At 65.6% G+C, this 24,281-nt stretch carries 23 protein-coding genes and 1 riboswitch; of the genes, 8 read left to right on the top strand and 15 right to left on the bottom strand.

All coding sequences use genetic code 11. The features are described 5' to 3' along the window. Positions 1-132: 132 nt before the first annotated feature. On the bottom strand, positions 133-1,461 hold the full coding sequence (locus ACFPPB_RS17300; RefSeq protein ID WP_377329377.1) for an APC family permease: 1,329 nt from the start codon (positions 1,459-1,461) through the stop codon (positions 133-135). A gap of 172 nt (positions 1,462-1,633) precedes the next feature. After that, positions 1,634-1,710: riboswitch (S-adenosyl-L-homocysteine riboswitch) on the top strand. Positions 1,711-1,728: 18 nt separating this feature from the next. On the opposite strand from ACFPPB_RS17300, the gene ACFPPB_RS17295 reads away from it, so the two are divergent. Both ACFPPB_RS17295 and ACFPPB_RS17290 read left to right on the top strand, forming a co-directional pair. Then, on the top strand, positions 1,729-2,643 hold the full coding sequence (locus ACFPPB_RS17295; RefSeq protein ID WP_377329375.1) for an ATP-grasp domain-containing protein: 915 nt from the start codon (positions 1,729-1,731) through the stop codon (positions 2,641-2,643). 1 nt (position 2,644) lies between these two features. After that, positions 2,645-3,607 carry a putative bifunctional lysylphosphatidylglycerol flippase/synthetase gene (locus ACFPPB_RS17290; RefSeq protein WP_377329373.1) on the top strand — a complete coding sequence of 321 codons (963 nt, stop codon included), beginning with the start codon at positions 2,645-2,647 and terminating at the stop codon, positions 3,605-3,607. Between the two features lie 4 nt (positions 3,608-3,611). On the opposite strand, the gene ACFPPB_RS17285 is transcribed toward ACFPPB_RS17290, so the two are convergent. Together ACFPPB_RS17285 and ACFPPB_RS17280 are read right to left on the bottom strand one after the other, a co-directional pair. After that, positions 3,612-4,706 carry a hypothetical protein gene (locus ACFPPB_RS17285; RefSeq protein WP_377329371.1) on the bottom strand — a complete coding sequence of 365 codons (1,095 nt, stop codon included), beginning with the start codon at positions 4,704-4,706 and terminating at the stop codon, positions 3,612-3,614. Beyond that, entirely contained in the window at positions 4,699-4,905 is a 207-nt protein-coding gene (locus ACFPPB_RS17280; RefSeq protein ID WP_377329369.1) for a hypothetical protein, read from the bottom strand. The genes ACFPPB_RS17285 and ACFPPB_RS17280 overlap by 8 nt, the downstream gene beginning before the upstream one ends. Positions 4,906-5,022: 117 nt before the next feature. On the opposite strand from ACFPPB_RS17280, the gene dinB reads away from it, so the two are divergent. Beyond that, positions 5,023-6,144 (top strand): DNA polymerase IV, encoded by a 1,122-nt coding sequence (gene dinB, locus ACFPPB_RS17275; RefSeq protein WP_377329367.1) that lies wholly within the window; start codon positions 5,023-5,025, stop codon positions 6,142-6,144. A 97-nt stretch (positions 6,145-6,241) separates the two neighbouring features. Here dinB and ACFPPB_RS17270 read toward each other — a convergent pair whose 3' ends face one another. Beyond that, positions 6,242-7,459: a dienelactone hydrolase family protein gene (locus ACFPPB_RS17270; RefSeq protein WP_377329365.1), complete on the bottom strand. Its 1,218-nt coding sequence runs from the start codon at positions 7,457-7,459 to the stop codon at positions 6,242-6,244. Positions 7,460-7,546: 87 nt separating this feature from the next. Beyond that, the gene (locus tag ACFPPB_RS17265) at positions 7,547-7,873 is read right to left on the bottom strand and encodes a DUF6249 domain-containing protein (RefSeq protein WP_377329363.1); all 327 of its coding nucleotides are present in this window, start codon (positions 7,871-7,873) and stop codon (positions 7,547-7,549) included. Positions 7,874-7,995: 122 nt separating this feature from the next. Here ACFPPB_RS17265 and ACFPPB_RS17260 point away from each other — a divergent pair, with 122 nt between their 5' ends. Both ACFPPB_RS17260 and ACFPPB_RS17255 read left to right on the top strand, forming a co-directional pair. Continuing rightward, positions 7,996-8,577, top strand: a complete 582-nt coding sequence (locus ACFPPB_RS17260; RefSeq protein WP_377329361.1) for an RNA polymerase sigma factor — start codon at positions 7,996-7,998, stop codon at positions 8,575-8,577. Then, complete coding sequence (locus ACFPPB_RS17255; RefSeq protein ID WP_377329359.1) at positions 8,574-9,071, top strand: hypothetical protein; 498 nt, start codon at positions 8,574-8,576, stop codon at positions 9,069-9,071. Before ACFPPB_RS17260 ends, ACFPPB_RS17255 begins: the two co-directional genes overlap by 4 nt. Positions 9,072-9,217: 146 nt before the next feature. On the opposite strand, the gene dapB is transcribed toward ACFPPB_RS17255, so the two are convergent. Both dapB and ACFPPB_RS17245 read right to left on the bottom strand, forming a co-directional pair. Further along, positions 9,218-10,018 carry a 4-hydroxy-tetrahydrodipicolinate reductase gene (gene dapB / locus ACFPPB_RS17250; RefSeq protein ID WP_377329357.1) on the bottom strand — a complete coding sequence of 267 codons (801 nt, stop codon included), beginning with the start codon at positions 10,016-10,018 and terminating at the stop codon, positions 9,218-9,220. Positions 10,019-10,260: 242 nt separating this feature from the next. Further along, on the bottom strand, positions 10,261-10,602 hold the full coding sequence (locus ACFPPB_RS17245) for a glycine zipper 2TM domain-containing protein (protein WP_377329355.1): 342 nt from the start codon (positions 10,600-10,602) through the stop codon (positions 10,261-10,263). 189 nt (positions 10,603-10,791) lie between these two features. Between ACFPPB_RS17245 and ACFPPB_RS17240 the strand changes: the two genes are divergently transcribed. Continuing rightward, positions 10,792-11,472: a hypothetical protein gene (locus ACFPPB_RS17240; RefSeq protein ID WP_377329353.1), complete on the top strand. Its 681-nt coding sequence runs from the start codon at positions 10,792-10,794 to the stop codon at positions 11,470-11,472. 112 nt (positions 11,473-11,584) lie between these two features. Here the strand turns inward: ACFPPB_RS17240 and lpdA are convergent, their stop codons facing one another. Genes lpdA through aceF form a run of 3 tightly spaced genes read right to left on the bottom strand, consistent with a single transcriptional unit; the run spans position 11,585 to position 15,907 of the window. Continuing rightward, positions 11,585-13,429, bottom strand: a complete 1,845-nt coding sequence (lpdA, locus tag ACFPPB_RS17235) for a dihydrolipoyl dehydrogenase (RefSeq protein WP_377329351.1) — start codon at positions 13,427-13,429, stop codon at positions 11,585-11,587. Positions 13,430-13,457: 28 nt separating this feature from the next. Further along, a complete protein-coding gene (locus ACFPPB_RS17230) occupies positions 13,458-14,546 on the bottom strand; it encodes a mechanosensitive ion channel family protein (protein ID WP_377329349.1) in 1,089 nt (362 codons plus the stop codon). An 11-nt stretch (positions 14,547-14,557) separates the two neighbouring features. Beyond that, the gene (gene aceF, locus ACFPPB_RS17225) at positions 14,558-15,907 is read right to left on the bottom strand and encodes a dihydrolipoyllysine-residue acetyltransferase (RefSeq protein ID WP_377329347.1); all 1,350 of its coding nucleotides are present in this window, start codon (positions 15,905-15,907) and stop codon (positions 14,558-14,560) included. 227 nt (positions 15,908-16,134) lie between these two features. Between aceF and ACFPPB_RS17220 the strand changes: the two genes are divergently transcribed. Further along, positions 16,135-17,019 (top strand): ABC transporter ATP-binding protein, encoded by an 885-nt coding sequence (locus ACFPPB_RS17220; RefSeq protein WP_377329345.1) that lies wholly within the window; start codon positions 16,135-16,137, stop codon positions 17,017-17,019. Positions 17,020-17,059: 40 nt separating this feature from the next. Next, on the top strand, positions 17,060-20,692 hold the full coding sequence (locus tag ACFPPB_RS17215) for an ABC transporter permease/M1 family aminopeptidase (protein ID WP_377329343.1): 3,633 nt from the start codon (positions 17,060-17,062) through the stop codon (positions 20,690-20,692). 2 nt (positions 20,693-20,694) lie between these two features. On the opposite strand, the gene ACFPPB_RS17210 is transcribed toward ACFPPB_RS17215, so the two are convergent. The 5 genes from ACFPPB_RS17210 to ACFPPB_RS17190 form a co-directional block, all read right to left on the bottom strand. Next, positions 20,695-21,564 carry a mechanosensitive ion channel family protein gene (locus tag ACFPPB_RS17210; protein ID WP_377329341.1) on the bottom strand — a complete coding sequence of 290 codons (870 nt, stop codon included), beginning with the start codon at positions 21,562-21,564 and terminating at the stop codon, positions 20,695-20,697. A 166-nt stretch (positions 21,565-21,730) separates the two neighbouring features. Beyond that, positions 21,731-22,966, bottom strand: coding sequence for a low temperature requirement protein A (locus tag ACFPPB_RS17205; protein ID WP_377329339.1), 1,236 nt, complete (start codon positions 22,964-22,966; stop codon positions 21,731-21,733). Between the two features lie 63 nt (positions 22,967-23,029). Next, positions 23,030-23,338, bottom strand: a complete 309-nt coding sequence (locus tag ACFPPB_RS17200; protein WP_377329337.1) for a DUF2845 domain-containing protein — start codon at positions 23,336-23,338, stop codon at positions 23,030-23,032. Positions 23,339-23,399: 61 nt separating this feature from the next. After that, positions 23,400-23,684: a DUF2845 domain-containing protein gene (locus ACFPPB_RS17195; RefSeq protein WP_377329335.1), complete on the bottom strand. Its 285-nt coding sequence runs from the start codon at positions 23,682-23,684 to the stop codon at positions 23,400-23,402. A gap of 17 nt (positions 23,685-23,701) precedes the next feature. Next, entirely contained in the window at positions 23,702-24,277 is a 576-nt protein-coding gene (locus ACFPPB_RS17190) for a DUF924 family protein (protein WP_377329333.1), read from the bottom strand. Positions 24,278-24,281 lie beyond the last annotated feature (4 nt).

The raw sequence follows: 24,281 nt of genomic DNA, 5'->3' as shown, positions 1-24,281 counted from the left end.
CAACGTTCAACGCCGCACGCACTGACATGCACGACGCAACACAGAGGACAACATGATGGCCAGCGAAAGCCTGAAAGCTCAAGGCAAGAGCATCAAGCGGGCGGTATTGACGGGAAGTCTCTTACGGGGGTGTTAGGGGCGCTTGTGCGACCACCACTGCCAGCCGTAGTACACCGGCACGCCCAGCGCGATGATCAGCAGGCTCATGCCCGCGTCGCCCGGGGCGTGGATCGCGCTGGCCACGATCACGCCGAAGACGGTGATCACGAAGATCAGCGGCAGCAGCGGATAGAACGGCACGCGGTACGGTGCCGGCTGGTCGATGAAGTGCTTGCGGTACCAGAACAGCGTGCCGATGCCGAACACGTGGCCCAGCCACTCGCCCACGGTGGTGTAGTTGAGCAGCTGGTTGAAGCTGCCCGACACGGTCAGCACGATCGCCCACAAGCCGAGCACTACCAGCGCGATCTGCGGCGCGCGTGTGCGGGGATCGACGTGGCCGGTGGCACGAAAGAACACGCCGTCCGCGCCCATCGTCTGCAGCACGCGTGCACCGCCGGCGATCGCGATGCTGCAGTAGCCGAAGGTGGAGCAGGCAATGCCGATCTCGATCACGGTGGCGCCGTGCGCGCCGAACAGCTTCTGCATCAGATCCGCCGCCGGCGCGGGGCTGACCGCGAGACCGGCATGGCCGAGCCCGGCCAGGTAGGCGAAGTTGACCAGCAGATAGCAGACCACCACGCCCATCATGCCCATGCCCAGCGCGCGTGGCAGGGTGCGCTGCGGGTTGCGCACTTCGCCGGCGAGATCGTTGAGGTAATGAAAACCGCCATACGCGAACAGCACCGGCAGCAAGGCGCCGGCAAAGGCCCACGACGACACCGGCTGCGTGGTATCCGGCACCAGTACCAGCCCGAGCTGGCCATGCGCCAGCACCATGCCGGCAACCACCAGCAACGCGATCGCCATCACCTTCAGCACGGTGAAGATGTTCTGCATCCAGGCGCCGGCGCGGATGCCGAACAGGTTGATGCCGACGATGAACACGATCGCGCCGACCGCGACCGGCATTTCATAGAGCCGGTCCAGGCCCAGCGCCCGGCAGAAATAGACGGCGAATTTCGTCACCACCGCGGCCACGCTGCCGGGATAATTGATCAACGCCATGGTCCAGCCGAACAGGAATGCCGGCAGCAGGCCGAACGCCTCGCGCAGGTACACGTAGATGCCACCCGCCTGCGGTCGCCGCGCGCCGAGCTCGGCGTAACAGAGCACGCCGGCCAGGGTCAGCAGGCCGCCGATCGCCCACAGGATCAGCACCTGAGTGCCGGACGAGGTGTTCTGCGCCACCGTGGCCGGCGTGATGAAGATGCCCGCCCCGATCACGCCGCCGATGACGATCATCGCGGCGTCCCAGGTGTTCAGGCGACGGGCATAAGCATTGGCGGGTTCGGTCAGCATGCCGGCTACCTTGCCATTGTCCGTACCGTTTCGGCCAGTCCCGTGAGGCACATCCTCGCGCCGCACGCTGTTTCGGCAAATTGACAAGCGCGGGCCGCACCGGAAGACTGTCGCCGGCGGCGCGACATGCGCTGCCGGTTCATGGCGCCGCGAGCAACCTCGCTGCGTCATCGCTGCCGAGGGGTGCTGCAGCGGACATCAGTCCGCCACGCTTGGTAGGCGATTCCGCCGCAAGGGCGCCCTTTCCACTTACCTGGAGACGCCGCCATGTTCAACTCCGCTGCCACCCGCCAGCTCGCCATCGCCACTTCCGCGGACTACCCCTCGATCCAGCCGGACGACGCCCACCTGGCGATCTCGCTGGAACGCCTCGGCGTCCAGCTCATCGTCTGCGTGTGGAATGACCCGCAGGTCGACTGGTCGAGGTTCGATGCGGTGCTGATCCGCACCATCTGGGATTACTTCAAGCACCATGCAGCGTTCCTGGACTGGCTGGACCGGCTCGACCGGCTGGGCGTGCCCACCATCAACGACCGCGCCCTGCTGCGCTGGAACAGCGACAAGCGCTACCTGCTCGAACTGGCCCAGCGCGGTGTTGCGATCATTCCAACCCGGCTGACCAACGCAGCCGGGCTGCCCGATGTGCTGGCAGCGATGCCGGGGCAGCAGGTAGTGATCAAGCCGACCATCAGCGGCAGCGCGTGGCACACGCTGCGCGGCACCGTCGGCGACGCGTCGTTTGCCGCCGCGGTGACGCGGCTGCCGCGCGAGCACGACTATCTGGTGCAGCCGTTCGTCCCGGAGATCGTCAGCGACGGCGAATGGTCGCTGCTGTATTTCGCCGGCGAGTTCAGCCATGCCGTGATCAAGCGCCCGGCCACCGGCGACTATCGCGTACAAGACGAATTCGGCGGCAGCGTGGAACCCGTCCAGCCGAATGTTGCCACGCTGGCGGCAGCCGAGCGCGCACTCGTCGCCGTGGCCGCGCTCAGTCATGGCGGGCACGCCTATGTGCGCGTCGATGGCGTGATCAGCGCCGGGCGCTTCCTGATCATGGAGCTGGAGCTGATCGAGCCGTTCCTGTATCTCGCCGCGCATCCCGCGGCAGCCGAACGCCTGGCGCAGGATGTGGCCGAGCGCCTCGCCGGCATCCGGCGATCCGCGCTGGCAGGTGCGCTCTGAGATGCCGCACGGGCCGGACCCGCAGGCGTTCGGCACGACCGCCAGCCCCTCGTCGCGCTGGCTGCGGATCCTGTCGTGGTGCGGATTCCTCGCCGTGCTCGGCGCAGCGGCGTGGATCCTGCACCGCTACCTGAGCCACATCGCCTGGCGCGATGTGACTGCCGCCTGGTCGCAGCTGCCGGCTCGCCGCATCGCGTACTCGGTCGCGGCGACGGCGGTCAGCTTGGCGATGCTGGCGATGTTCGACGTGCTGGCGGCGCGCACCGTGGTGCCCGATCGCGTGTCCGCCGCGCTGGCCGCGTTCGCCGGCGCCGTCACCCAGGGCATTGCGAACACGCTCGGCTTCCATGCGATCACCGGCACGGCGTTGCGCTATCGCATCTATGCGACGGCCGGCGTGGGCGCCGGCGACATCGCGCGCATCGTGGGGCTGGCCGGGCTAGGCGTGGGACTGGGCTTCGCCGTGGTGATCGCCGGCGCGCTGTGCTGGCAGCCGGCGATCACGCACGGCTGGGGCCGCCTGCCCGGCATCGTGCTGGTCGTGCTGCTGGCCGTGCTGCCGGTCTGGCTCGCGCGGCGTCCGCGCACGTTGCGCGTGTGGCACTGGACGCTGGCGTTTCCCTGCGCGGGTATCGCGGCGGCGCAGATGCTGATCGGCGGCGTGGAGATGCTGGCCGCGATCACGGCGCTCTATGTGCTGTTGCCGGCCAGCATGGCGCCGCCGTTCATCGACTTCCTGCCGGTCTATGTCGGCGCCGTGCTGGCCGGCATCGTCAGCCATTCGCCGGGCGGACTGGGCGTGTTCGAGACGATCATGCTGGCGGCGTTTCCGGCCGAGGCGCGCGCAGACCTGCTGGTGGCGATCGTGTGCTACCGGCTGACCTACAGCCTGCTGCCATTCGTGCTGGCCTGCGCCGCGCTGGCCGTGTTCGAGGCCTTGCCCAAAATCCGCCGGCGGCATTGAGCGCTCAGTTGGATGGCGGATAGCGTCGTATCAATCGCTGCTGGCGCAGGTAATGCCGCGCCAGCGCCGGCATGCCGATCGGCCGATGCCCGCGCGCGCGATTGGCCGCACCCAGCGCAAACAGCAGGCGCTGCTTGGCGAACACCATGCGATAGGCCTGCCACAACGAATACTTCGGATCCCACGCATGCACCGCCTCGGATCCGGCGCCGTTCACCTCCATGATGGTGAAGCGTCCGCAGCGCAGGTCGTGCAGCGTGCTGTAGCGCACGTCGAAGCGACCAACGTGGAATTGCGGCATGTCGCGCGCGACCGCTTCGATCGCGGCCGTCAGCTCCGCCGTGGCGGAGTCGGAACCGTCTTCGTAACGGCCGCCGACGCGGGTCGAGCCGATCAGCGAGAGCCGCACCGTATCGCCGGCGGCCGGCACCTCGTCGGGATCGTGGCGGCACTCGTGCTCGCGCCGGTTGCGTACCGCGCGATGCAGGCGCGCGTCGGCCTCGATCAACTGTGCCACCGTGCTGGCGCCATCGCCGCTCACCTGCGGGTAGTGGCGCAACAGTATCCCGAGCAGCCAGCCGGCCGGCTGGCCCGGATGGCGCACGTAGAAAATGCCCGCCTCGCCCTGCTCGTCGAGGTAGCGCTGCAGCATCAGCGACTCGCCGGCCGGATAACGCGCAAGGTAATCGGCCAGGTCCAGCGTATCGTCGAGCCGGCGCACACCGTAACCGCACCAGCCGAGGTCCGGCTTGGCCACCACCGGAAACGTCAGGCCGGCCTCGCCCATGGCCGACAACGCGGCCGCCAGCATGTCGCCGCCTTCGGCCCGCAGCATCACGTACGGCGCCACCTTCGAACGCGCATGCGCGCCCATGCCGGCGAGGTATTCGGACTTGGTGTCGCCCACCAGGCCGCCGGCAGTGATCTGCGGATTGGCGGCTGAGGGCAGCGTCAGGCTGCGATGACGCAGACCCAGCCGGCACCAATTCAGCACCATCGGCACCAGGCCTATCCATCTGGGGAGGCGCTCCATCGTACCCACCCGCGGCACGGTCACTGGCTGCCGCACGCCCAACGTCGTGGCGAGCGGATCATGCATGCGCGATCACCCGGTCGTGGGTGTCGTGCACGAGAGAAATCTGCAGCTGCCTCCGCGTCGGCGCCGCTTCGACAGCAAGGCACAGAAACGCCGGCTGCCCGATCAACGCCCCGAACGCGCGCCGGCCCGCCTCGATCATGGCTGACCATGCCGGCGCCTGCTCTGCACGAAGGTCGCGTGTCAACGTGTTCATCGCCATCCCGTCATGTCGTCAACGCAAGCCGATCAGGCCCGATCCATGTGAATGGACATTACGTGCAGCGACGATGAGCCGACGTGAAGGTCCGGCGCCTCGGTGCGTCCGTCAATCGCTAGAATGAGGGAGTTCCCCACTCATCCGGCAGCGCGCTTGCCTTCCCCGCCACGCAAGATTCTCCACGTCGACATGGATGCGTTCTACGCGTCGGTGGAACAGCGCGACGACCCGAGTCTGCGCGGCAAGCCGGTGGCGGTGGCATGGCGCGGCGCGCGCTCGGTGGTGTGCGCGGCCAGTTATGAGGCCCGCGTGTTCGGTGTGCGCTCGGCGATGCCGGCGATCCGCGCAGAAAGGCTATGTCCGCAGATGATCTTCGTGCCGCCGGATTTCGTGCGTTACAAGGCGGTGTCGCGCCAGATCCGCGAGATCTTCGCGCGGCATACCGAGCTGATCGAGCCGCTGTCGCTGGACGAAGCCTATCTCGACGTCACCGTGACGAAGACTGGCCTGCCCTCGGCGACCGCCACCGCCGAGGCAATCCGCGCGGCAATCCGCGAAGAGACCCAGCTCACTGCATCGGCCGGCGTGGCGCCGAACAAGTTCCTCGCCAAGATCGCCTCGGACTGGAACAAGCCCGATGGCCTGTGCGTGATCCGTCCACACCAGGTGGATGCGTTTCTCATGCCGCTGCCGGTCGGCCGTCTGCCGGGCGTCGGCAAGGTGATGGAGGCGAAGCTCGCCGTGCTCGGCATCACCAGCGTCGGCGAACTGCGCGGGTTTGCGCTGGCGGAACTGGAGCAGCGTTTCGGGCGCTGGGGCCGGCGCCTGCATGAACTGGCACGCGGCATTGACGAACACGCGGTGCAGCCCGAGCGTCCCACCCTGCAGGTTTCCGCCGAGGATACGTTCGAGCACGATCTGCGGCTCGACGAACTCGAACCGCACATCCGCCGGCTCGCCGAAAAGGCCTGGGCCGGCCATCAGCGCGAACACGCGCGCGTGGCGCGCACCGTCGTGCTCAAGCTGAAGACCTCCGACTTCCACACGCTCACGCGCAGCCTGACGCCATTGCAACGGCCGCAATCAGCCAAAGAGCTGGCCGATATCGCCTGTGCGCTGCGCGATCGGGTCGAGCGTCCTGCCGACAGCCGCTACCGCCTGGTCGGCGTGGGCCTGGCTGGTTTCGTGGAGCAGGACAGTTACCACGCGCAGACCGATCTGTTCGACATCGTTCCGGAATAAGCCTGGCAAGGCGACCGGTCAGGTCTGGCAGGCTCAACCGGTCGTCGAAAGCAGCACCTATATTCCTCTGCTTGGCATGCCTTCCATGCGCACCCCGTCAGGGGCCTGACACTGTGCCGGTGCCGGATGGAGACCCACTCTTTTGAGCAGGGCGAAAACTTGCAGCCATGAAGTGCCTGGGGACGCCGTTTTCGGCCGGGGTTCTCTTGAGAAAGGCAGCCGCGGCAGCATCGTGTTTCAGGTAAGCGTCGAGGAAATTGACGGTATAGCGAACAACCCAGGCATAACTCGTATTGGCATCGTCCCGGTCGTAATCCGCGGTCTGGTTCTTCGCAAAGCGTTTTGTATCGTGTTTGCGCTCGATCATGGAGCTGAACTCGGGGTGGGACATGCCCAGCATGTGTACGGCCAAAAGGTCGCCATGGATCCACTGGTTGAGAACGTTTGGACCCAGTTTGCCGTCTTCATTGAAACCGTCCCAGTCCTCGAGACTGAGATATCCCCGCGTGAAGAAAAGCAGCGGCAGGGTCATTCGATCAGGCCGTACATCCGCAGCCCTCTGCACCAGTCCGGGGTAATAGCGCATGCTGCCGTCCATCGCCACCAACGCATCGATGCGAGGGTCTCGTGCCGCGGCAAACAGACTCGAGATGCCGCCCCAGCTCCATGCAGCCACCGCCACCTTCGACAGATCGGCGTCCGGAAGTGTCTTGGCATAACTGATCAGGAAGGAGATGTCGCGAGCCTGGGTGTCGATGCCTGGAAGATCGTCGGTCATGTCGCGCGTCGATGCCCCCATGGACGGACTTGCCAGAACCACGTAACCGTGACTGGCGAGGTACTCGCAGAGATCCGCGTTTTCCCACGCAACCGATGAGTCGCTGGGCGCATAAATGACCACAGGAAAGTGCCCCGTTGCCAACGGAGCATCACGCACGGCCCACAGCGGCACGTTTGACGATCCCATCAACAATGCCGCCCATTTGCTGGCTGCCGCAGGAATGTCGAAGCGGATTTCCATAGCCGCCAGCCGGGCGTAATCGCCCACTGTCATAGGCCGAGCCGCACTGCCTGACGATGGGTACCAGATCAGCGTCTGCAATGGGCGGTCACCATGGCCTGCGGAAGATGTTCCCGAGCTTCCGGGTGCCGAAGGGAAGCTGCGGGAGTGATCATACTGATTCACGACCTTCAGCCCTACCGGATACGGCCCCGGCTTTTCCAGGAACTGAAAGGAAGACGTCTGGGCAACTGCGGATATCGAATTGAAGCATACGCATAACGCAAGCAAGGCGACCAGGATTTTGGGATGCAAAGTAGCTTTCCTTCCGGCAAGGCTGCGGGGGAATATCTGCTGAGGATGGCGAGCTCAACCGACCGATGCACGGCACGTCGAACGCGACTAGCCGATCCGGCGCGAAATCGCGAAGAACGCCAGGTTGCCCAGGCCGGTCGCGCCCGCCAGCACGGCGATCAGACCGGGCGTGACTTCCCGCCAGTCGAACCACTGGATCAGGCCGAAGCCGAGCCCTACCGACAACAGCACGATGCCCCAGCGCAACGAGGAATGGCGCCGGCGCTGTTGCTCGTCGCGCAGGACCGAGTTGACCAGTTCTTCCGAGCCGCCGGCGTTGACCATATGCCGGCGCACCATCGCGTCGACACAGACCTTGATGGAATAGGCGATGCAGATAAACAGGCTGATCGGGATGAGGTCGCCGAAATTCATGGAGCTCTCCTAGGGAGTGGTTGCGGGATGACCGACTGTCGGGACCAGAGATACAGCCAATCCCACGGCGGTTGCAGCAACCCACTTGCAACCGTTGCCACGATGCGCGTATCCCTTGCGCCATGGATGACATTCGCAGCAGCCCGGACCGCGATCTGGTCGACGCCGTGCTGGCCAATCGGCCGGGGGCGTTCGAGCGCCTGATCCGCGAGTATCAGGGACTGTGCTGGCACATCATCCAGCGCATGGTGCGCAACCCCGAGGACGCGCGCGAGCTGTGCCAGGACACGTTCCTGCGCGTGCATCAGTGCCTGCATCAATACCGCTACGAGAGCGCGCTGAAATCGTGGATCGGGCGCGTGGCCTACACCATCGCGTTGCGCCACCTGCAGCACAAGCGCATCCCATTGGTCGAGCGCGGCGATGACGGCGACGACTACGCGCTGGTGGAGAACATCGGCGACGGCTTCGATCTGGAAGCAGCCTGCTCGGATGAGGAGACGGTGCAGCATCTGCATGCGGCGATCGAATCGCTGCCGCCGTTGCAACGCACCTTGCTGACACTGTATTACCTCGACGAAACTCCGATTCCGGAGATTGCCCGGATCACCGGGCTGGCCAGCGGTACCATCAAGAGTCACTTGTTCCGCTCACGACTGCGCCTGCGCGGCGTGCTCGAAACGCGGACAGGAGTTGCGGCATGAATCGGCACATCGACCCTCGCCCCATCAACGACGTTCCCCCTCCCTTCGACGACGCGAGCCACGAACGCGAATGGCTGGCGCAGGAAAGCGCGATGCGGCGCGAACGCCTGCAGCTCGATTCCATCAACGACGATGCACGTACGCGGCGTTACCGCCTGCTCGCTCGCGCCTTGCGCGAGCCGCAGCCGCACGCGCTGCCTGTGGATTTCGCGCAGCAGCTCGCTGGGCGGATCGCGGCCAGCCCGGCGGCCCGCAGCGTGGCATCCGGCACGCGGTTCGAATTCACGCTGCTGCTGGCGTTGGCGACCGTCCTTGTCGTAGCCGCGGGTGCGGTGGTGGCAATGTACGGCGACGCATGGCTGCCGTCGTTCGTCGCGATCCTGCCCGCCCCGCATGCATCGGCCACCCGCTGGCTGCTGGCGCTGATCGGCTGCCTCGGGGCATCCTGGCTGCTGGGGCAATGGCAACGGCATGCAGAGGGACGGGCGAACTGAACCGGCCGTCCCGCGCGCACAAGCTGTGCTAACGAAATTACACAGATCACCCGTAGGAACGCATCCTGTGCGATGTTTTTTTTCGGCGACGTGACGAAGATCATCGCGCACAGGGTGCGCTCCTACCGCCCCGCAACATGGGTGCATTACAGCTCCAGCACCGCATCCAGCCCGCGATGCAGGCCGACCAGGCCGGACACCTTGCGGATCGCCAGCAGCGCGCCGTCCACGTAAGGTTTGGCGCTGCTGCCCGCGTTGTGGCGCAGGGTCAGCGTCTGATCCGGCATGCCGAAAATCGTCTCTACGCCGATCACGAAGCCAGGCAGGCGCACCGCGTGCACTTGAGTTCCGGCCAGCGTGCCGCCGCGTGTCTCGCACATGCCGACGGTCTGTTCCAGCGGCACCTGCAACCGCGGCTGGCGCACCTTGCCCAGCCGCCCGGCCAGTTCGCGTACCGTGCCGCTGGGCGCATCCGGCTTGCCCGCGGAGGCGTAGTCGATGATCTCCCATTGCGGGATCAGCTTCGCCGCCATCTCGGCAAACTTGATCAGCAGCACCGCGGTCAGCGCGAAGTTGCCGCAGGCGAGTACGCCGCGTCCGCGTTCGCGCGCGACAGTGTCGATCTGAGCATAGTCCTCGTCGGTGAGGCCCGACGTGCCCACCACCACGTGCGCGCCGTGTTCCAGCGCGGCCAGGATATTGGCCTTCGCGCTTTCCGGCCGGGTGTATTCGACGAAGACGTCGCAAGGATGCGCCAATGCCTGGGCGGCGCTGGCCGAAAGGTCGACGGCGAGCTTCGGCTCGTCCAGCACGGCACCGAGCAGCTGCCCCGCATGCCGTCGCGCCACTGCGGCGGTCAGTTGCAGATCATCGGCGGCGGCGATGCCGCGGGCCAGTTCGGAACCGGCCCAGCCGGTGGCGCCGGCAAGGCATATCTTCAAGGTCATCGGGCGGGCCTGGATTGATCGACGAAGGAATGACGAAGCGTACGGCGAACAGGCTGCGCCTTCCACAGACCTGTTCAGCGTCGAACCCCCCGTTGGCTTTCCCCGTTCGCGCTTCGGCTCCGGCCTGACGGCCTACGCTCGGGGTGAACGGTTGAAAACCTCGCTCCCGGAGACTGGGGTTCGAGGCGAATCAGGTCCACGAATCGAAACATGCGACCGACCCGACCATCGGGCCTGGCCGGTCAATCGTAGACGTCGTGGCAGCGGCGTTCGGTGGTGTAGTAAGCCTTGCGATCCTGCGCGCTTTTCTGCACGCGGTTGCCGACATAACCGCCGGCCACTGCGCCGCCCACCGTGGCCAGGGTCTTGCCCTTGCCGCCACCCACCTGGTGGCCCAGCAGTCCGCCCGCGACCGCGCCGATGCCGGTGCCGATGATGCGATGAGTATCTTTGGAGCCGTTGTGCTTGACCTGCACGTTCTCGCAGACCACGCGATGGTGACGCTCCTGCGCCCGCGCGGGCGCCGCGATGAGCGCAGGCAAGGCCAGGACTAGCCAGGCCACCAGGATCCGTGACTTGTTCATGGGCTTTCTCCGTCTCGATAAGGCACAGGAATAGCCGGACTGACGTGACGATCCGGTCAACCCTTCCGCAGCCGGTTGCGTGGCATATCGCGACGGTTCATGCGCCGAATGGCGCCATCGGACCGCGGCCTCGCACGAATCGGGATCGGGTAAGCTTCGCGTTCGCCAATCCACTGTGCGGAGCGACCCATGCATTTCGAAGTGCCGGAACGGCCCATGCGCGGCCTCAAGGATTTCGCCAGGCACTATCTGATGATCGTGCTCAGCATCCTCACCGCGCTGGGGCTGGAGGCGTGGATCGAACACGCCCACCATAGCCACGCCGCCGAACTGGCCAGCCGCCAGATCACGGCGGAGCTGCGGGCGAATCTGGACGATGTGCACAATGCGCATCGACGGAACCAGCAGCGACTCGCCTCGCTGCAGCAACTCGACGAAGCGATCGCGAAGGATGTGCGCGACGGCAAGACCGATGCCGCGATCAACCAGCATATCCAGGCGCTCAAGAACGCGTTCAATCTCAGCCTCGACTGGCCGATCTTCGGCAATCAGGCGTGGGACGTCGCCGTGGCCAACCAGTCAGTCACCTGGATGGACCGCACCGCGCTGAGCGAGTATTCCGCCGCCTACAGCAAGCAGCGCGACGCGGCGAGCTGGATGACCCAGGACAGCACGCTGTTTCTCGACGCGCCGCGGATGGCGACGCTGCGCACCCGGATCGACCTGGGGCGCGAGGTCGATCCGATCGAATTCCTGTCCGTGCTGCGCCAGATGATCATCACGTCGACCGAAACCCAGTCGCATCTGCAGCAGGTCGAGTCGCAGTTGAAGCAGGTACTGCCGGAGGAAGCGGGCGGCGGCAAGGCCTGATCGCCGCACTTCCTTCATCACACGGCATCCCTGCCATCACGGAATAAGGGTTGGCGGGAAGCAAAAAGCCCGGACAGTGTCCGGGCTTTTTGCATGGTCCGCCCGCCTCCGCCTACTTCTTCGGCATGTACAGGTCGGTGATCGTGCCCTCGTACGCCTCCGCTGCCATGCCCACCGACTCGCTCAGGGTCGGATGCGGATGGATGGTGAGGCCGATATCGGCCGCCTCACTGCCCATCTCGATCGCCAGCGCGATTTCGGAAATCAGGTCGCCGGCATGCACACCCACGATGCCGCCGCCGACCACCCGATGGGTGGCTTCATCGAACAGCAGCTTGGTGAAGCCTTCGGTGCGGTCGATGCCGATCGCGCGGCCGCTGGCAGCCCACGGGAACTTGCCCACGCCGATCTTCAAGCCCTTTTCCTTGGCTTCACGCTCGGTCACGCCGACCCAGGCGATTTCCGGATCGGTATAGGCGACCGACGGAATCACCCGCGCGTCGAAGTGGCTCTTGTGGCCGGCGACGACTTCCGCGGCGACCTTCGCCTCATGGGTGGCCTTGTGCGCCAGCATCGGCTGGCCGACCAGGTCGCCGATCGCGAAGATGTGCGGCACATTGGTGCGCATCTGCGAGTCGACGTTGATGAAACCGCGCTCCGTGACCGCGACGCCGGCCCTGTCGGCACCGATCTTGCCGCCGTTCGGCGAGCGACCCACCGAAACCAGCACGCGGTCGAACAACGTGGTGGCGGGAATGCTGTCACCTTCGTAGCTGACTTCGATGCCCTTCTTGGTGGCCTTGGCCTCGACTACCTTGGTCTTGAGATGAATGCCCTTGAGCCGCTTGCCGATGCGCTGCGCCAGCGGCTTGATGAGGTCGGCATCGGCGCCGGGGATCAGCTGGTCCATGAACTCGACCACGGTCACTTCGCTGCCCAGCGCGGCATATACCGTGGCCATTTCCAGGCCGATGATGCCGCCGCCCACGACCAGCAATTTCTTCGGAATGCCCGTCAGCTCCAGCGCGCCGGTAGAGTCGACGATGCGCTCGTCGTCCCACGGGAACGAAGGCAGCTTCACCGACTGCGAGCCGGCGGCGATGATGGCGTGTTCGAAGCGGATCAGCTTCACCCCATCCTTCGTCCGGACTTCCATTTCATTCGGCGACACGAAGGCGCCGCTGCCTTCGACCGTGCGCACCTTGCGCTGTTTCGCCATGCCGGCGAGACCGCCGGTGAGCTGGCCGACCACCTTGTTCTTGAAACCACGCAGCTTGTCGATGTCGATCGCAGGCTTGCCGAACGTGACGCCGTGCGCCGTCATCGCGGCGGCCTCGTCGATCACCGCAGCGGCATGCAGCAGCGCTTTGGACGGGATACAACCCACGTTGAGGCAGACACCGCCGAGCGTGGCGTAGCGCTCGACCAATACAGTATCCACGCCGAGGTCGGCGGCACGGAACGCGGCGGTGTAGCCACCGGGGCCGGACCCGAGCACGACCAGTCTGCATTCGATGTCTGCCGCTTTTCCTGATAAAGCCGCCGCTTGCGGCACCTTCGCCTCCTCTCCCTCCTGAGGGGAGGATCGAGGCGAGTGGCTGGTGCTCGCGGGGGAACTGCCAGAGCCATCTGCTTTCTTTGAACTATTCGGCGAGGTTGTCCCCTCACCCCGGTCCTCTCCCCCGGAGGGAGAGGGGGTTGCGGCACTGGCTTCGCCCGTGGTTTCCAGCACGGCGATCACCGCACCCTCGGAAACCTCGTCACCGACCTTGAGCTTGAACTCCTTGATCACCCCTGCGGCGCTGGAGGGAATCTCCATCGTCGCCTTGTCCGACTCCAGCGTGATCAGGCTTTGTTCCTTCGCCACCGTGTCGCCGACTTTCACCAGCACTTCGATGACCGGCACGTTGTCGTGCCCGCCGATATCCGGAACCTTGATGTCGATGGTGTTGGCCATGTCGTATTTCCTTTGCTTGTTGCGGACGTCAGCGAGCCGCGCCCGGTTCTTTGTCGGATGAGGAGCCACGCCGGTTGACCGACTCCTCGGCAATATCGCGCGCGACGTCACGCGCCGCGTCGTTGTCTATCGTGCCGTCGCCTGCCGCCCCGCCGACACCGAAGGATTCCACGGGCTTCCGCGGCCCGCGCCCGACCCAGCTCTTCACGTGCAGGTCGCGCTGCGGGAACGGAATCTCGATGGCGTATTTTTCCAGTGCCGTATGCAGCGCCCAGTAGTAGGCCGCGGTGACGGTACCGGGGCGGCGCGTGGCTTCGGCGTTGAGCCACACCACCAGCTGAAAGTTGAGCGACGAATCACCAAAGCCGGTCAGCCACACCTGCGGCCCGCGCGGACCGTCCAGGCTCAGCGTGAACGGCACCACCGCGGCCGCCTCCAGCGCGGCCTTCTTCACCAGTTCCTTGTCGGTGCCGTAGGCCACGCCGAACGGAATTTTCTGCCGCCGCGATACCTCACGCAGCGTCCAGTTCACCACCCGCCCATTCACGAATTCCGAATTAGGCACCAGGATGTCGATGTTGTCGTTGGTCGAAATGCGGGTGGCGCGGATGTAGATGTCGCGCACATGGCCGTGCACGCCGGAGGCCAGCTCGACAAAGTCGCCGACCTTGAGGCTGCGCTCGAACAGCAGGATGAGGCCGGAGACGAAGTTGTTGAAGATCGCCTGCAGGCCAAAACCCAGTCCTACCCCCAGCGCGCCGGCGAACACCGTCATCTTCGCCATCGGTATGCCGGCGATGCTCAAGGCCCATAACGCGCCGACGGTCAGCAGCAGGTAGTGAACCAGCCGCTCGACGGTGTAGGCGGACGACTGGTTGATGTTGTCGTGGCTCTGCGCGTAACGGTGCAGCAACCGTTTGAGCACCGCAGAGGCGACCAGGAACAACGCCAGCAGCAGCAACGCTCCCAGCAGCGAGCCGAGCGTGACATTGACGCCGCCGAACCTGACGCCCCAGTTCAACCACTCGCCCAGTTCATGGACGCCGCGCTCGACCGCCTGCGGCGCCGGATCAACCAGGACGCGGGAGCAGCCGAGGCAGGAAGCGGCGTACGCCATCGACCGACCCGTCAGAGCAGCAGGCGGCGGATGTCGCCCAGCTGGGCCGCCAGAAACGCGGCGAAACGCGCGGCCAGCGCGCCGTCGATCACGCGATGGTCGTACGACAACGACAACGGCAGGATCAGCCGGGGCGCGAACTCCTTGCCGTTCCACACCGGCTTCAGCGCGGCTTTGGAGACGCCGAGGATCGCCACTTCCGGCGCATTGACGATCGGCGTGAAGCCGGTGCCGCCGATGCCGCCCAGCGAGGAGATCGAGAAACAGCCGCCGGACATCTCGGCCGGGCCGAGTTTCTTTTCGCGCGCTTTTTTCGAGATCTCGCCCAGTTCGCGCGCCAGATCGAGCAGGCCTTTCTTGTCGCAGTCGCGCAGCACCGGCACCACCAGGCCGTCGGGTGTGTCCACCGCGATGCCGACGTGGAAATACTTTTTCAGGATCAGCTTCTCGCCCGACTCGTCCAGCGAGGCGTTGAACTGCGGGAACTGTTTCAGCGCAGCGACCACCGCCTTGATCTGGAACACCAGCGGGGTGACTTTCAGGTCCTTGTTCTCTTCGCCGAGCTTCTTGCGGAAGGCCTCCAGCTCGGTGATGTCCGCGTCGTCGTGCTGGGTGACGTGGGGGATCATTGCCCAGTTGCGCGCGAGGTTGGCGCCGGAGATCTTCTGGATGCGCGACAGCGGCTTCTCCTCGACTTCGCCGAACTTGGCGAAATCGACCTTCGGCCACGGCAGCAGGCTCAAGCCGCCGATCGAGGCGGAAGCGCCGGCCACCGGACGCGCGCCGGAAGCGAGCGCGTGCTTCACGTAGGCACTGACGTCTTCGCGCTGGATGCGGCCACCGCGGCCGCTGCCCTTCACCTGCTGGATATCGACGCCCAGCTCACGCGCAAAGGCACGAATCGCCGGGCTGGCATACGGTGCGTCGCCGGGCATCACGATGCTGGCGTCGAGCGGCGGTCGCGCCGACGGCGGCACGTCGCCTTCCGGTGCGTTGCCCGGCTGTACGCCCTGGCCGGCGATCGGCGCGGGCTTTTCTTCGACCTTCGGTGCAGCCGGCGCTGCGGGTGCAGGCGCCGGCTTCGGCGCTTCTTCGGCCTTGGGGGCCGACGGGGCAGCGGCATCGTCGGCCTCGATCAAGGCGATCACGGCGCCCTCGGAGACTTCGTCGCCGACCTTCAGTTTCAATTCCTTCACCGTGCCGGCGAACGGCGCGGGGACTTCCATCGTGGCCTTGTCCGACTCCAGCGTGATCAAGCTCTGTTCTTTCTCGACCCGGTCGCCGACCTTGACCAGTACTTCGATGACGGGGACGTCAGCGTGGCCGATGTCGGGAACGCGGGCTTCTTTGAGATCGGCCATGAATGACTCCTGCAAATGGCGGTGGCGTACCGCTCGGGGATGGCGGTCGCGGACAAGGCTTCAATCATAGCGAAGGCAGGCCCGATCCGTATCCCCGGACCTGGCGATTTTCCCGATTCGACGCCAACCATGCGCATGCGTATGCATGACCTTGAGCGCACGCACCGCCCCGATCCATGCCGTAACCTGATTCTCGAGACCAGCCGCACGCGGCACAGGAAGCAAGCATGCTGACGATTCGCGATCTGTCGAAAACCTACGCCAACGGCGTAAGAGCATTGCGCGGCGTGTCGCTGGATATCCCCAATGGCATGTTCGGCCTGCTCGGCCCGAACGGCGCCGGCAAGTCCTCGCTGATGCGCACGATCGCCACGCTGCAGGATCCGGACACGGGCACGATCGAGCTCGACGACCTGGACCTGCTGGCCGACAAACAGGCCACCCGCCGCCTGCTCGGCTATCTGCCGCAGGAGTTCGGTGTGTATCCGAAGGTCTCGGCGGAGGCCATGCTGGAACACTTCGCCGTGCTCAAGGGCGCCACGGTGAAGAGCGAGCGGCGCGAACTGGTCGAGTCGCTGCTGCGCCAGGTGAACCTGTGGGACGTGCGCAAGCGCAAGCTCGGCAGCTACTCCGGCGGCATGCGCCAGCGCTTCGGCATCGCCCAGGCGCTGATCGGCGACCCGCGCCTGGTGATCGTCGACGAGCCCACCGCAGGCCTCGATCCGGAGGAGCGCCATCGCTTCCTCAACCTGCTGGCGGAGATCGGCGAACGCGTGGTGGTGATCCTGTCCACGCATATCGTCGAGGACGTCACCGACCTGTGCTCGCGCATGGCGATCATCGGCCAGGGCCAGGTGCTGCTCACCGGCGAGCCGGTCGAGGCAATCCGTTCGCTGGATGGCCGCGTATGGCGCCGCATGATCGACAAGGCCGAACTCGATGGCTACCGCGCCCGCATGAACATCTTGTCCACCCGCCTCGCCGGTGGACGCACCTTGTTGCACGTGTTGGCCGACTCCCTTCCGGGAGAAGGCTTCGAACCCGTCGCGCCCGATCTGGAAGACGTCTACTTCGGCCGCCTGCGTGCGCAGGCGACGGCCAGGGCCGCCTGACGCGCGCCAGCTTCTTCCGATACCGCGGACGGGAATAACGATGTTCTTCGAGCCCACATTTTTCGAGATCTGCCGATTCGAATTGCGCCAGCAGCTGAAGGCGCCGCTGTTCTGGATCGTCGCCGCCATATTCGGCGCGATCGCGTTTGCGCTGGTCAGCACCGACGCGGTGATCGTCGGCGGCGCCAGCGGCAACGTGTTGCGCAATGCCCCGATGGTGATCGTCCGGCTGCTCAGCGTGCTCACCGTGCTCAGCGTCTTTCTGGTGACGATCTTCGTCGCCGGCGCGGCGCTGCGCGATTTCGACCAGCGTACCTCGGAGTTGTTTTTCACCACGCCGATGAGCCGTGGGGCCTATCTCGGCGGCCGCTTCGTGGCCGGCTACCTGGCGGCGCTGGCGATCATGCTGACCTGCGCGCTGGGCATCGCGGTCGGCGGCATGATGCCGTGGATCGATCCGGAGCGGCTCGGCCCGGCCAGCTGGCATGGTTATGCCTGGGCCTTCGGCGTGATAGTGATGCCGGACATGTTGTTCATGGCCGCGCTGCTGTTCCTGATCGCGTCCGTCACCCGCTCGTTGCTGGCCACCTACATCGGCCTGATCGTCTACATCGTGCTGAACTTCATCGTCGGCCTGCTGACCCGGGACGTCAACAACCATTTCATCGCCGCCATGCTCGATCCGTTCGGCGGCCGTACCCTGGCCCTGGTCACGCGCTACTGGTCGGCGGATCAAGCCAATCACGAGCTGCCGGCGCTGTCCGGCGTGCTGCTGTTCAACCGGCTGCTGTGGGGCGCCGTCAGTGTGGCCATGCTGGGGGCCACCGTGGCGCTGTTCCGGCCCGATCGCGAAGGTCTGCAGCTGCCGCGACGCAGGCAGCGGGCGGAGCCGCCGATGCTGCTTCCGCAAGCCCATGCCGCCACGCTGATCACGCCCAGGGTGCGACTGGCCGCCGACCTGCGGGCGCACCTGTCGCAACTGCGCACGCAGTTTGCGTTCGACACGCTCGGCGTGCTGCGCGGCGTGCCGTTCCTGATCATGCTGGCGCTGGGTCTGCTCAACCTGTTTTTCGCGCTGGCGCTGTCCAGCCAGATCTATGGCACCGCCACCTGGCCGGTAACGCATCAGGTGCTGGAAGGCGTGCATGGCAGCTTCCAGTGGCTGCTGTACATCATCATCGCGTTCTACGCCGGCGAGCTGGTATGGCGCGAACGCAGCCAGTGCTCGGCAGAGGTCAGCGACGCCTTCCCGGTGCCGGACTGGGTACCGTTGATCGCCAAGCTGGGCGCGCTGCTGGCGGTGATCGCAACGTTTCTGCTGGTTGGCGCCGTAGTCGGCATCGGCTGGCAGTTGAGCCACGGCTATACCCATCTGGAGCCGGGACTGTATCTGGCGACACTGGCCCTGGATGCGGTCCCGTTCGTGCTGCTCGCCGCGCTGGCGCTGTTCCTGCAGGTGATGTCGAACGACAAGTTCCTCGGTTACCTGCTGACCATCGTATGGCTGGTGCTCGGCACGATCGGCTTCGGCCTGCTGCACTGGAACCACAATCTGTACAACTACGGCAGCGCGCCGGACGTGCCGTATTCGGACATGAGCGGTTTCGGCCATTTCCTCCAGGCTGCGCTTTGGTTCGACTTCTACTGGGCCAGCTGCGCGGTGGCGCTGCTGGTGCTGGCCGCACTGTTCTGGGTGCGCGGCACCGACCACGCCTGGCATGACCGGCTGCGCGAGGCGCGGGCGCGCCTGCGCGCACCGGCGAAGGTCGCGCTGGCCGCGGCGTTGCTGGCCTTCATCGCCAGCGGCATCTGGATCTACTACAACACCAACGTGCTCAACCACTACCAGAGCAGCGCGGCGCAGACGAAGCGGCACGCCGATTACGAGAAGAAGTACGCGAAGTACAAGGACCTGCCGCAGCCGCGCATCACCGCGGTGAAGGCGGACGTGGACATCCATCCATACCGGCGCAAGCTGGATATCCGCGGCCACTACACCCTGGTCAACAAGACCGCCGCACCGATCGGAGAACTGCACGTGAACTACACCGACGGCTTCGAGCTGAAGTCGCTGGCGTTCGCGCCGCACGACACCGTCAGCGCCGACAGGAATCTCGGCTACACCATCTACCGGCTGAAGACCCCGCTGGCGCCTGGCGCATCGATGGATTTCGATTTCACGCTGGAATACGCGCCGAGGGGTTTCACCAACAGCCCGGAAGGCAGCTTCCTCGCCCGTAACGGCACCTTCTTCAACAATACCGTGATGCCGCAGTTCGGCTACCAGACTCGGGAGCAGCTCACCGACCGCAATGACCGCCGCAAATACGGCCTCTCCGCCGAAGTGCCGCGTATGCCGAAGCTGGGCGACGAGAAAGCCCGCGCGAACACCTACATCAGCAACGACGCGGACTGGATCAGCTTCGACACCACCGTCTCCACCGCCGCCGACCAGATCGCGGTGGCGCCGGGTTATCTGCAGAAGGAATGGATGGCCGACGGCCGGCATTATTTCCACTACACCATGACTCGAGGCGGGCTGACTAAAGCAGGGGTGGACCAGCCGATGCTGCCGTTCTTCTCCTACCTCTCGGCGCGCTATGCGGTGAAGCACGAGATGTGGAAAGGCGTGGACATCGCGGTGTACTACAACCCGGCGCATGCGTGGAACGTGGACCGGATGATCCAGGGCGCCAAGGACGCGCTGGATTATTACGACGCGAACTTCACGCCTTACCAGTTCCACCAGTTGCGCATCCTGGAGTTCCCGAACTACGCCAGTTTCGCGCAGTCGTTCGCCAACACCATCCCGTTCTCCGAGTCGATCGGATTCATCGCCGACCTGCGCGACAAGACGAAGATCGACTACGTCTACTACGTCACCGCGCACGAGGTCGCGCACCAATGGTGGGCGCACCGGGTGATCGGCGCGAACATGCAGGGCTCGACCATGCTCAGCGAATCGCTGGCGCAGTATTCCGCGCTGATGGTGATGAAGCACAAGTACGGCGCAGACCAGATGCACAAGTTCCTGAAGTACGAACTGGACGGCTATCTGACGGGGCGCGCCACCGAGAAACTGGCCGAGGAGCCGCTGGCCAAGGTGGAGAACCAGCAATACATCCACTACAAGAAGGGCTCGCTGGTGTTCTATGCGCTGCAGGATTACGTCGGCGAGGCCACGCTCGACGCGATGCTGAAGCAGTTCCTGATCGACAAGGGTTTCCAGCAGCCGCCGTACACCACCTCGAAGGAATTCATGGACGCGCTGACCGGGGCCGTCGGGCCGAAGTGGCAGCCGTTGCTGGATGACCTCTTCTGGAAGATCACCTTGTTCGACAACCGCATCACCGGCGCCACCGCGAAGAAGTTGCCGAACGGCAAGTACGAAGTCACCATGAACGTGCACGCCGGCAAGGTCTATGTCGACGGCACCGGCAGGGAGACCGCGGCGAGGCCGGACATCCCGATCGAGATCGGCGTGTTCGCCGCCTCGCCGGATGCCGGCGCGGAAGGCAAGCCGCTGTATCTGCAAAAACGCATGCTGCCGGACGGCGACAGCACGATCATCGTAACCGTCGACAGCCGGCCCGCGGTAGCCGGCATCGACCCGTACAACGAGCTGATCGACAAGGTTTCCAGCGACAACCGCCGCGCGGTGACGCTGCAGTAGATTCAGTCCGCTTTTGTCGGTGACGGCACAGCCCGCACCAGCGTGACCTCCTGCGGCCCCACCGGCGCGCTGATCCGCCGCGCGTCGATCTGCTGCTTGATCGCCCGCCACAGGTCGGCCTGCACGCTGCCGTTGTCGCCACTGCTGGTCCAGCCGCGCAACACCAGGTTCACGGTCTGGCCGGACAGGCTTTCGATCGACACGGTCGGCGCCGGATCCTTCAGGACGCGGCCGTCCGCCTCGATCAGCCGGGAGACCGTTGCGATCGCCTTGTCCGCATCGTCGCGGTAGGCGATGCCTAACTTCAGTTCGAAGCGCCGCGTGCCGCGCCGGTTGAAGTTGACGATGGCGTCGCTGCCGATCTTTCCATTCGGCACGATCGCCTCGCGGTTGTCCGGCAGGATCAGCAAGGTGTGCATGAGGTTGAGGCTTCCCACCGTGCCCTCGACGCCACCTGCGGTGACGTAATCGCCGACCCGAAATGGCCGGAACACCGCCAGCAGCACGCCCCAGGCCAGGTTGCTGAGCGAGCCCTGCAGCGCCAGTCCGATCGCCAGCCCCGCGGTGCCGAGCGCGGCGACCATCGGTGCCGACGGCACGCCCAGCACGCCCAGCGCCGTGACCACCAGCAGAGCGACCAGCACGCCGTAGATCAGGTTGCGCAAAAACCCGCTGAGCGTGGAATCGAAACTGGCACGACCCAGGGCACCCTGGGCGAAATTCGCCAGTCGACGCGCGACCCACATGCCGACCAGCAATACCAGCAGTGCGCCAATCAGGCGCAGCCCCATCTGCACCGCCTGATCGGTGTAGGCGGAAACATCGTGTGTCATCGGAGCTGCCGCCACCGACGCGGCGGAAATATCGTGCATGGCCTGGTCTCCCGCAGAAAAAACCGGAGATCAGCCTAGCAGGAGAAATCGGAAGCTCCGCCGCCGAGCTCGATGCTGCGTGGGCGATCGCCTCGACGGCACGCCGCCTGAGCAGGAGCATCCGGCCCGACCGCGACGGCATGGGCCACGCGGTGGCCGCCATCCGTCACAAGATCGATGAATCGTGCAGTTTCTGGCGCAGGTGGCGCAGCGAGACCGTCTCCCACAGCGCGACCAGCACCAGCACCAGGGTTGTCGCCAACCCCAGCGCGAGGACGCTAGGCGGCTGCCAGGCAACGGCAGCGGCGAGTGCCGCCAGCAGACCCATGCCGATAAGGTGCGACAGCGGCAGGTTGGTGCTGTTCACCGCTTTCTTGAACCAGGCATTGCCCGCCAGATAGAGCGCCGGACCCCCGATCAGCACAGCGCTGCCGACCGCATCGACATGTCGCAGGGAATCGCGAAGAGTCAGCTCATCGGCCACCGCGGCGACGATGATGCCGGCCACGATCAGCAGATGCAGATATGTGTAGGCGATCCGCGCGGTGCGGCCCGGATCCGGCGCATGCCGGATCGCCACGCTGCCGCGCTCGGCACCCAGATCGAAATAGATCCACCACATCGCCACGCTGCCCACGAACGCACTGACGAACGCCAGCAGCGCCTGCGGCTGCGACCAGGTGTCGGCGAAGCTCGACCCGGTCACCAGCACCGACTCGCCCAGCGCGATGATCACGAACTGGCTGCAGCGCTCGGCCAGATGGCCGCCGTCGATGTCCCAGTCGGAAGTGCTGGACCGGCCCAGGCCTGGCACGGCAAAGGCCAGCGCCGGCCCGATGTATTCCAGTGCAAGGGCAACGATCCAGCACCACGCGCGCCACTGGCCGTGCAGCCATCCGCCCGCCAGCCACAACACACCCGAGCTCACCAGCCATACCGTGATGCGCTGGAAGTTGCGCGTGTTCGCCGGTGCGGCGTCACCCAGCGCCCACAGCATGAACAAGGTGCGCCCCACCTGCATGAACACATAGGTGCCGGCGAACAGCAGGCCGCGGCCCGCGAAGGCATCGGGCAGCGCGATCGACAGCAGCAGTCCGGCCAGCATCAGCACCAGCAGCAACAGCCGCACCAGCGGACGTTCCGGATCGAGCCAGTTGGTGACCCAGCTGGTGAACACCCACACCCACCACACCGCCAGGAACAGCAGCAGCACCTGCAAGGCGTTGATGAGGTTCAGCCCATGCAGCAGCGTGTGCGACAACTGGGTCACCGCATAGACGAACACCAGATCGAAGAACAGTTCGATGTTGGTGACCCTGACATGTGCGCCCGCCGCACGGCTGCGCAGGAGACTGCGCCCTGCTGGCGGGCTCGCGGGGCTGGCGGGCGTGTGGATGCTCAAGGCGGTCTCCGGCGTGATGCGTATTTATCGCATGGCTGCCCCGATGCCGTCACACGGCTCTTCTCAGAGCCGGTCATCCTCGATGTCGCTGACCCGACCGTCGACGATAGTCACCACGGTGACATGACCGTCGCGGCGATAACGCCATTGTTCGCCGCCCCGATCTTTGCTCACCACCCGAACGCCGCCGCGGCCGCTGCCGCGACTGCGTGGAACGCGCCTGTGCGATTTCGACGAGGGCTTGCCCAGCAGTTCGGTGACGCGCTCGCTGCTGTCGCCGGCGGTGAGCACCTGGTTGCCCACGCGCAAGGTGCTGGACGCCTGGACCGCGGCGCTGAACGCGAACAGGACGACGATGAGACTCCGACGCATGACCCTCTCCCTGGCTGGTTGGTTGAATTCGGAAAATCCGTTCCGCTGCGCCGGCATCGGCTCAGTCGTGATGTTCCTCGATGTGGTCCTCGATCGCGGCGACCTTGCCGGCGATGATCGTCACCACGACCACATGGCCCATGTCGCGGCTGTATTGCCAGCGCTCGCCCCGATACGCGCCGAACTCGTTCTGCAGCGGCTCCTTGTAGGCCGGCGTGCCCAGCAGGTCGATGGCGTGCGCGGCGGTATCGCCGACCGACAGCACCTGGTGGCCGACACGCAGCGTGTCGCTGGCGAAGACGTTCAGGCTGAGCGCCAGCAGCGGAACCAGAAACAGACGGCGCATGTCGTTCTCCCTGTCATTCAAAAGCCGGCGCGCAGCCCGACCAGATAAATCGTCTCTTCCGGTGTACTGGTCCGGCCAAGCACGGCGTTGCGATGTGGAAAGCGGCCGAAGCGCGCGATCACGTCGCGATGCCGCCGAGCATAGTCTAGAAATTCCCCGAAGCGTTCACGCTGCGGCGGCGGAACTTCCGCGCAGAGTGCCTCGAACAATGCCACCGATCGCCGCTGCAAGTCCTCGTCTTCGGCATGTTCCAGCGGCAGGTAGGCGAATACGCGCTGCAGCGCAAGCAGTCGTCGGTCATCCCCACGGGCGATGCCTGACGACGCGACACGCTGTGCGCTGGCGTCCTGTGCCCATGCGCGTGAATCACCGCGGTACAGGTTGCGCGGAAACTGGTCCAGCAGGAGCAACAGCGCCAGCCAGCCCGGCGGGCTGGCCGCCCAGCCATCCAGCCGTCCATCCGCCGCGGCATCCATCGCGCCGCCGAAGCGCTCGCGTATCTGCGCATCGAACGCCGCGTCGGCGGCAAACCAGTGCGCGGCGCTCGTGTCGGCGAACCAGAAATCCAGGATGTCGTGCGCTGTAACCGGCATCCTC

Source organism: Rhodanobacter terrae (assembly GCF_042657005.1).
In the GTDB taxonomy this organism is placed as follows: Bacteria; Pseudomonadota; Gammaproteobacteria; order Xanthomonadales; family Rhodanobacteraceae; genus Rhodanobacter; species Rhodanobacter terrae.
Note: the sequence above shows the minus strand (reverse complement) of the source record. Positions and strands in the feature narration are given on the sequence as shown.

Excerpts from the sequence above, each read along its gene's own strand:
- ACFPPB_RS17260 (WP_377329361.1), top strand. The coding sequence starts at position 7,996 with ATGGATGACATTCGCAGCAGCCCGGACCGCGATCTGGTCGACGCCGTG.
- dapB (WP_377329357.1), bottom strand. The coding sequence starts at position 10,018 with ATGACCTTGAAGATATGCCTTGCCGGCGCCACCGGCTGGGCCGGTTCC.
- ACFPPB_RS17245 (WP_377329355.1), bottom strand. The coding sequence starts at position 10,602 with ATGAACAAGTCACGGATCCTGGTGGCCTGGCTAGTCCTGGCCTTGCCT.
- ACFPPB_RS17280 (WP_377329369.1), bottom strand. The coding sequence starts at position 4,905 with ATGGCGATGAACACGTTGACACGCGACCTTCGTGCAGAGCAGGCGCCG.
- ACFPPB_RS17290 (WP_377329373.1), top strand. The coding sequence starts at position 2,645 with ATGCCGCACGGGCCGGACCCGCAGGCGTTCGGCACGACCGCCAGCCCC.
- ACFPPB_RS17295 (WP_377329375.1), top strand. The coding sequence starts at position 1,729 with ATGTTCAACTCCGCTGCCACCCGCCAGCTCGCCATCGCCACTTCCGCG.
- ACFPPB_RS17255 (WP_377329359.1), top strand. The coding sequence starts at position 8,574 with ATGAATCGGCACATCGACCCTCGCCCCATCAACGACGTTCCCCCTCCC.
- ACFPPB_RS17300 (WP_377329377.1), bottom strand. The coding sequence starts at position 1,461 with ATGCTGACCGAACCCGCCAATGCTTATGCCCGTCGCCTGAACACCTGG.
- ACFPPB_RS17220 (WP_377329345.1), top strand. The coding sequence starts at position 16,135 with ATGCTGACGATTCGCGATCTGTCGAAAACCTACGCCAACGGCGTAAGA.
- ACFPPB_RS17195 (WP_377329335.1), bottom strand. The coding sequence starts at position 23,684 with ATGCGCCGTCTGTTTCTGGTTCCGCTGCTGGCGCTCAGCCTGAACGTC.
- ACFPPB_RS17200 (WP_377329337.1), bottom strand. The coding sequence starts at position 23,338 with ATGCGTCGGAGTCTCATCGTCGTCCTGTTCGCGTTCAGCGCCGCGGTC.
- ACFPPB_RS17230 (WP_377329349.1), bottom strand. The coding sequence starts at position 14,546 with ATGGCGTACGCCGCTTCCTGCCTCGGCTGCTCCCGCGTCCTGGTTGAT.
- dinB (WP_377329367.1), top strand. The coding sequence starts at position 5,023 with ATGAGGGAGTTCCCCACTCATCCGGCAGCGCGCTTGCCTTCCCCGCCA.
- ACFPPB_RS17190 (WP_377329333.1), bottom strand. The coding sequence starts at position 24,277 with ATGCCGGTTACAGCGCACGACATCCTGGATTTCTGGTTCGCCGACACG.
- ACFPPB_RS17265 (WP_377329363.1), bottom strand. The coding sequence starts at position 7,873 with ATGAATTTCGGCGACCTCATCCCGATCAGCCTGTTTATCTGCATCGCC.
- ACFPPB_RS17210 (WP_377329341.1), bottom strand. The coding sequence starts at position 21,564 with ATGCACGATATTTCCGCCGCGTCGGTGGCGGCAGCTCCGATGACACAC.
- ACFPPB_RS17215 (WP_377329343.1), top strand. The coding sequence starts at position 17,060 with ATGTTCTTCGAGCCCACATTTTTCGAGATCTGCCGATTCGAATTGCGC.
- ACFPPB_RS17285 (WP_377329371.1), bottom strand. The coding sequence starts at position 4,706 with ATGCATGATCCGCTCGCCACGACGTTGGGCGTGCGGCAGCCAGTGACC.
- ACFPPB_RS17240 (WP_377329353.1), top strand. The coding sequence starts at position 10,792 with ATGCATTTCGAAGTGCCGGAACGGCCCATGCGCGGCCTCAAGGATTTC.
- aceF (WP_377329347.1), bottom strand. The coding sequence starts at position 15,907 with ATGGCCGATCTCAAAGAAGCCCGCGTTCCCGACATCGGCCACGCTGAC.
- lpdA (WP_377329351.1), bottom strand. The coding sequence starts at position 13,429 with ATGGCCAACACCATCGACATCAAGGTTCCGGATATCGGCGGGCACGAC.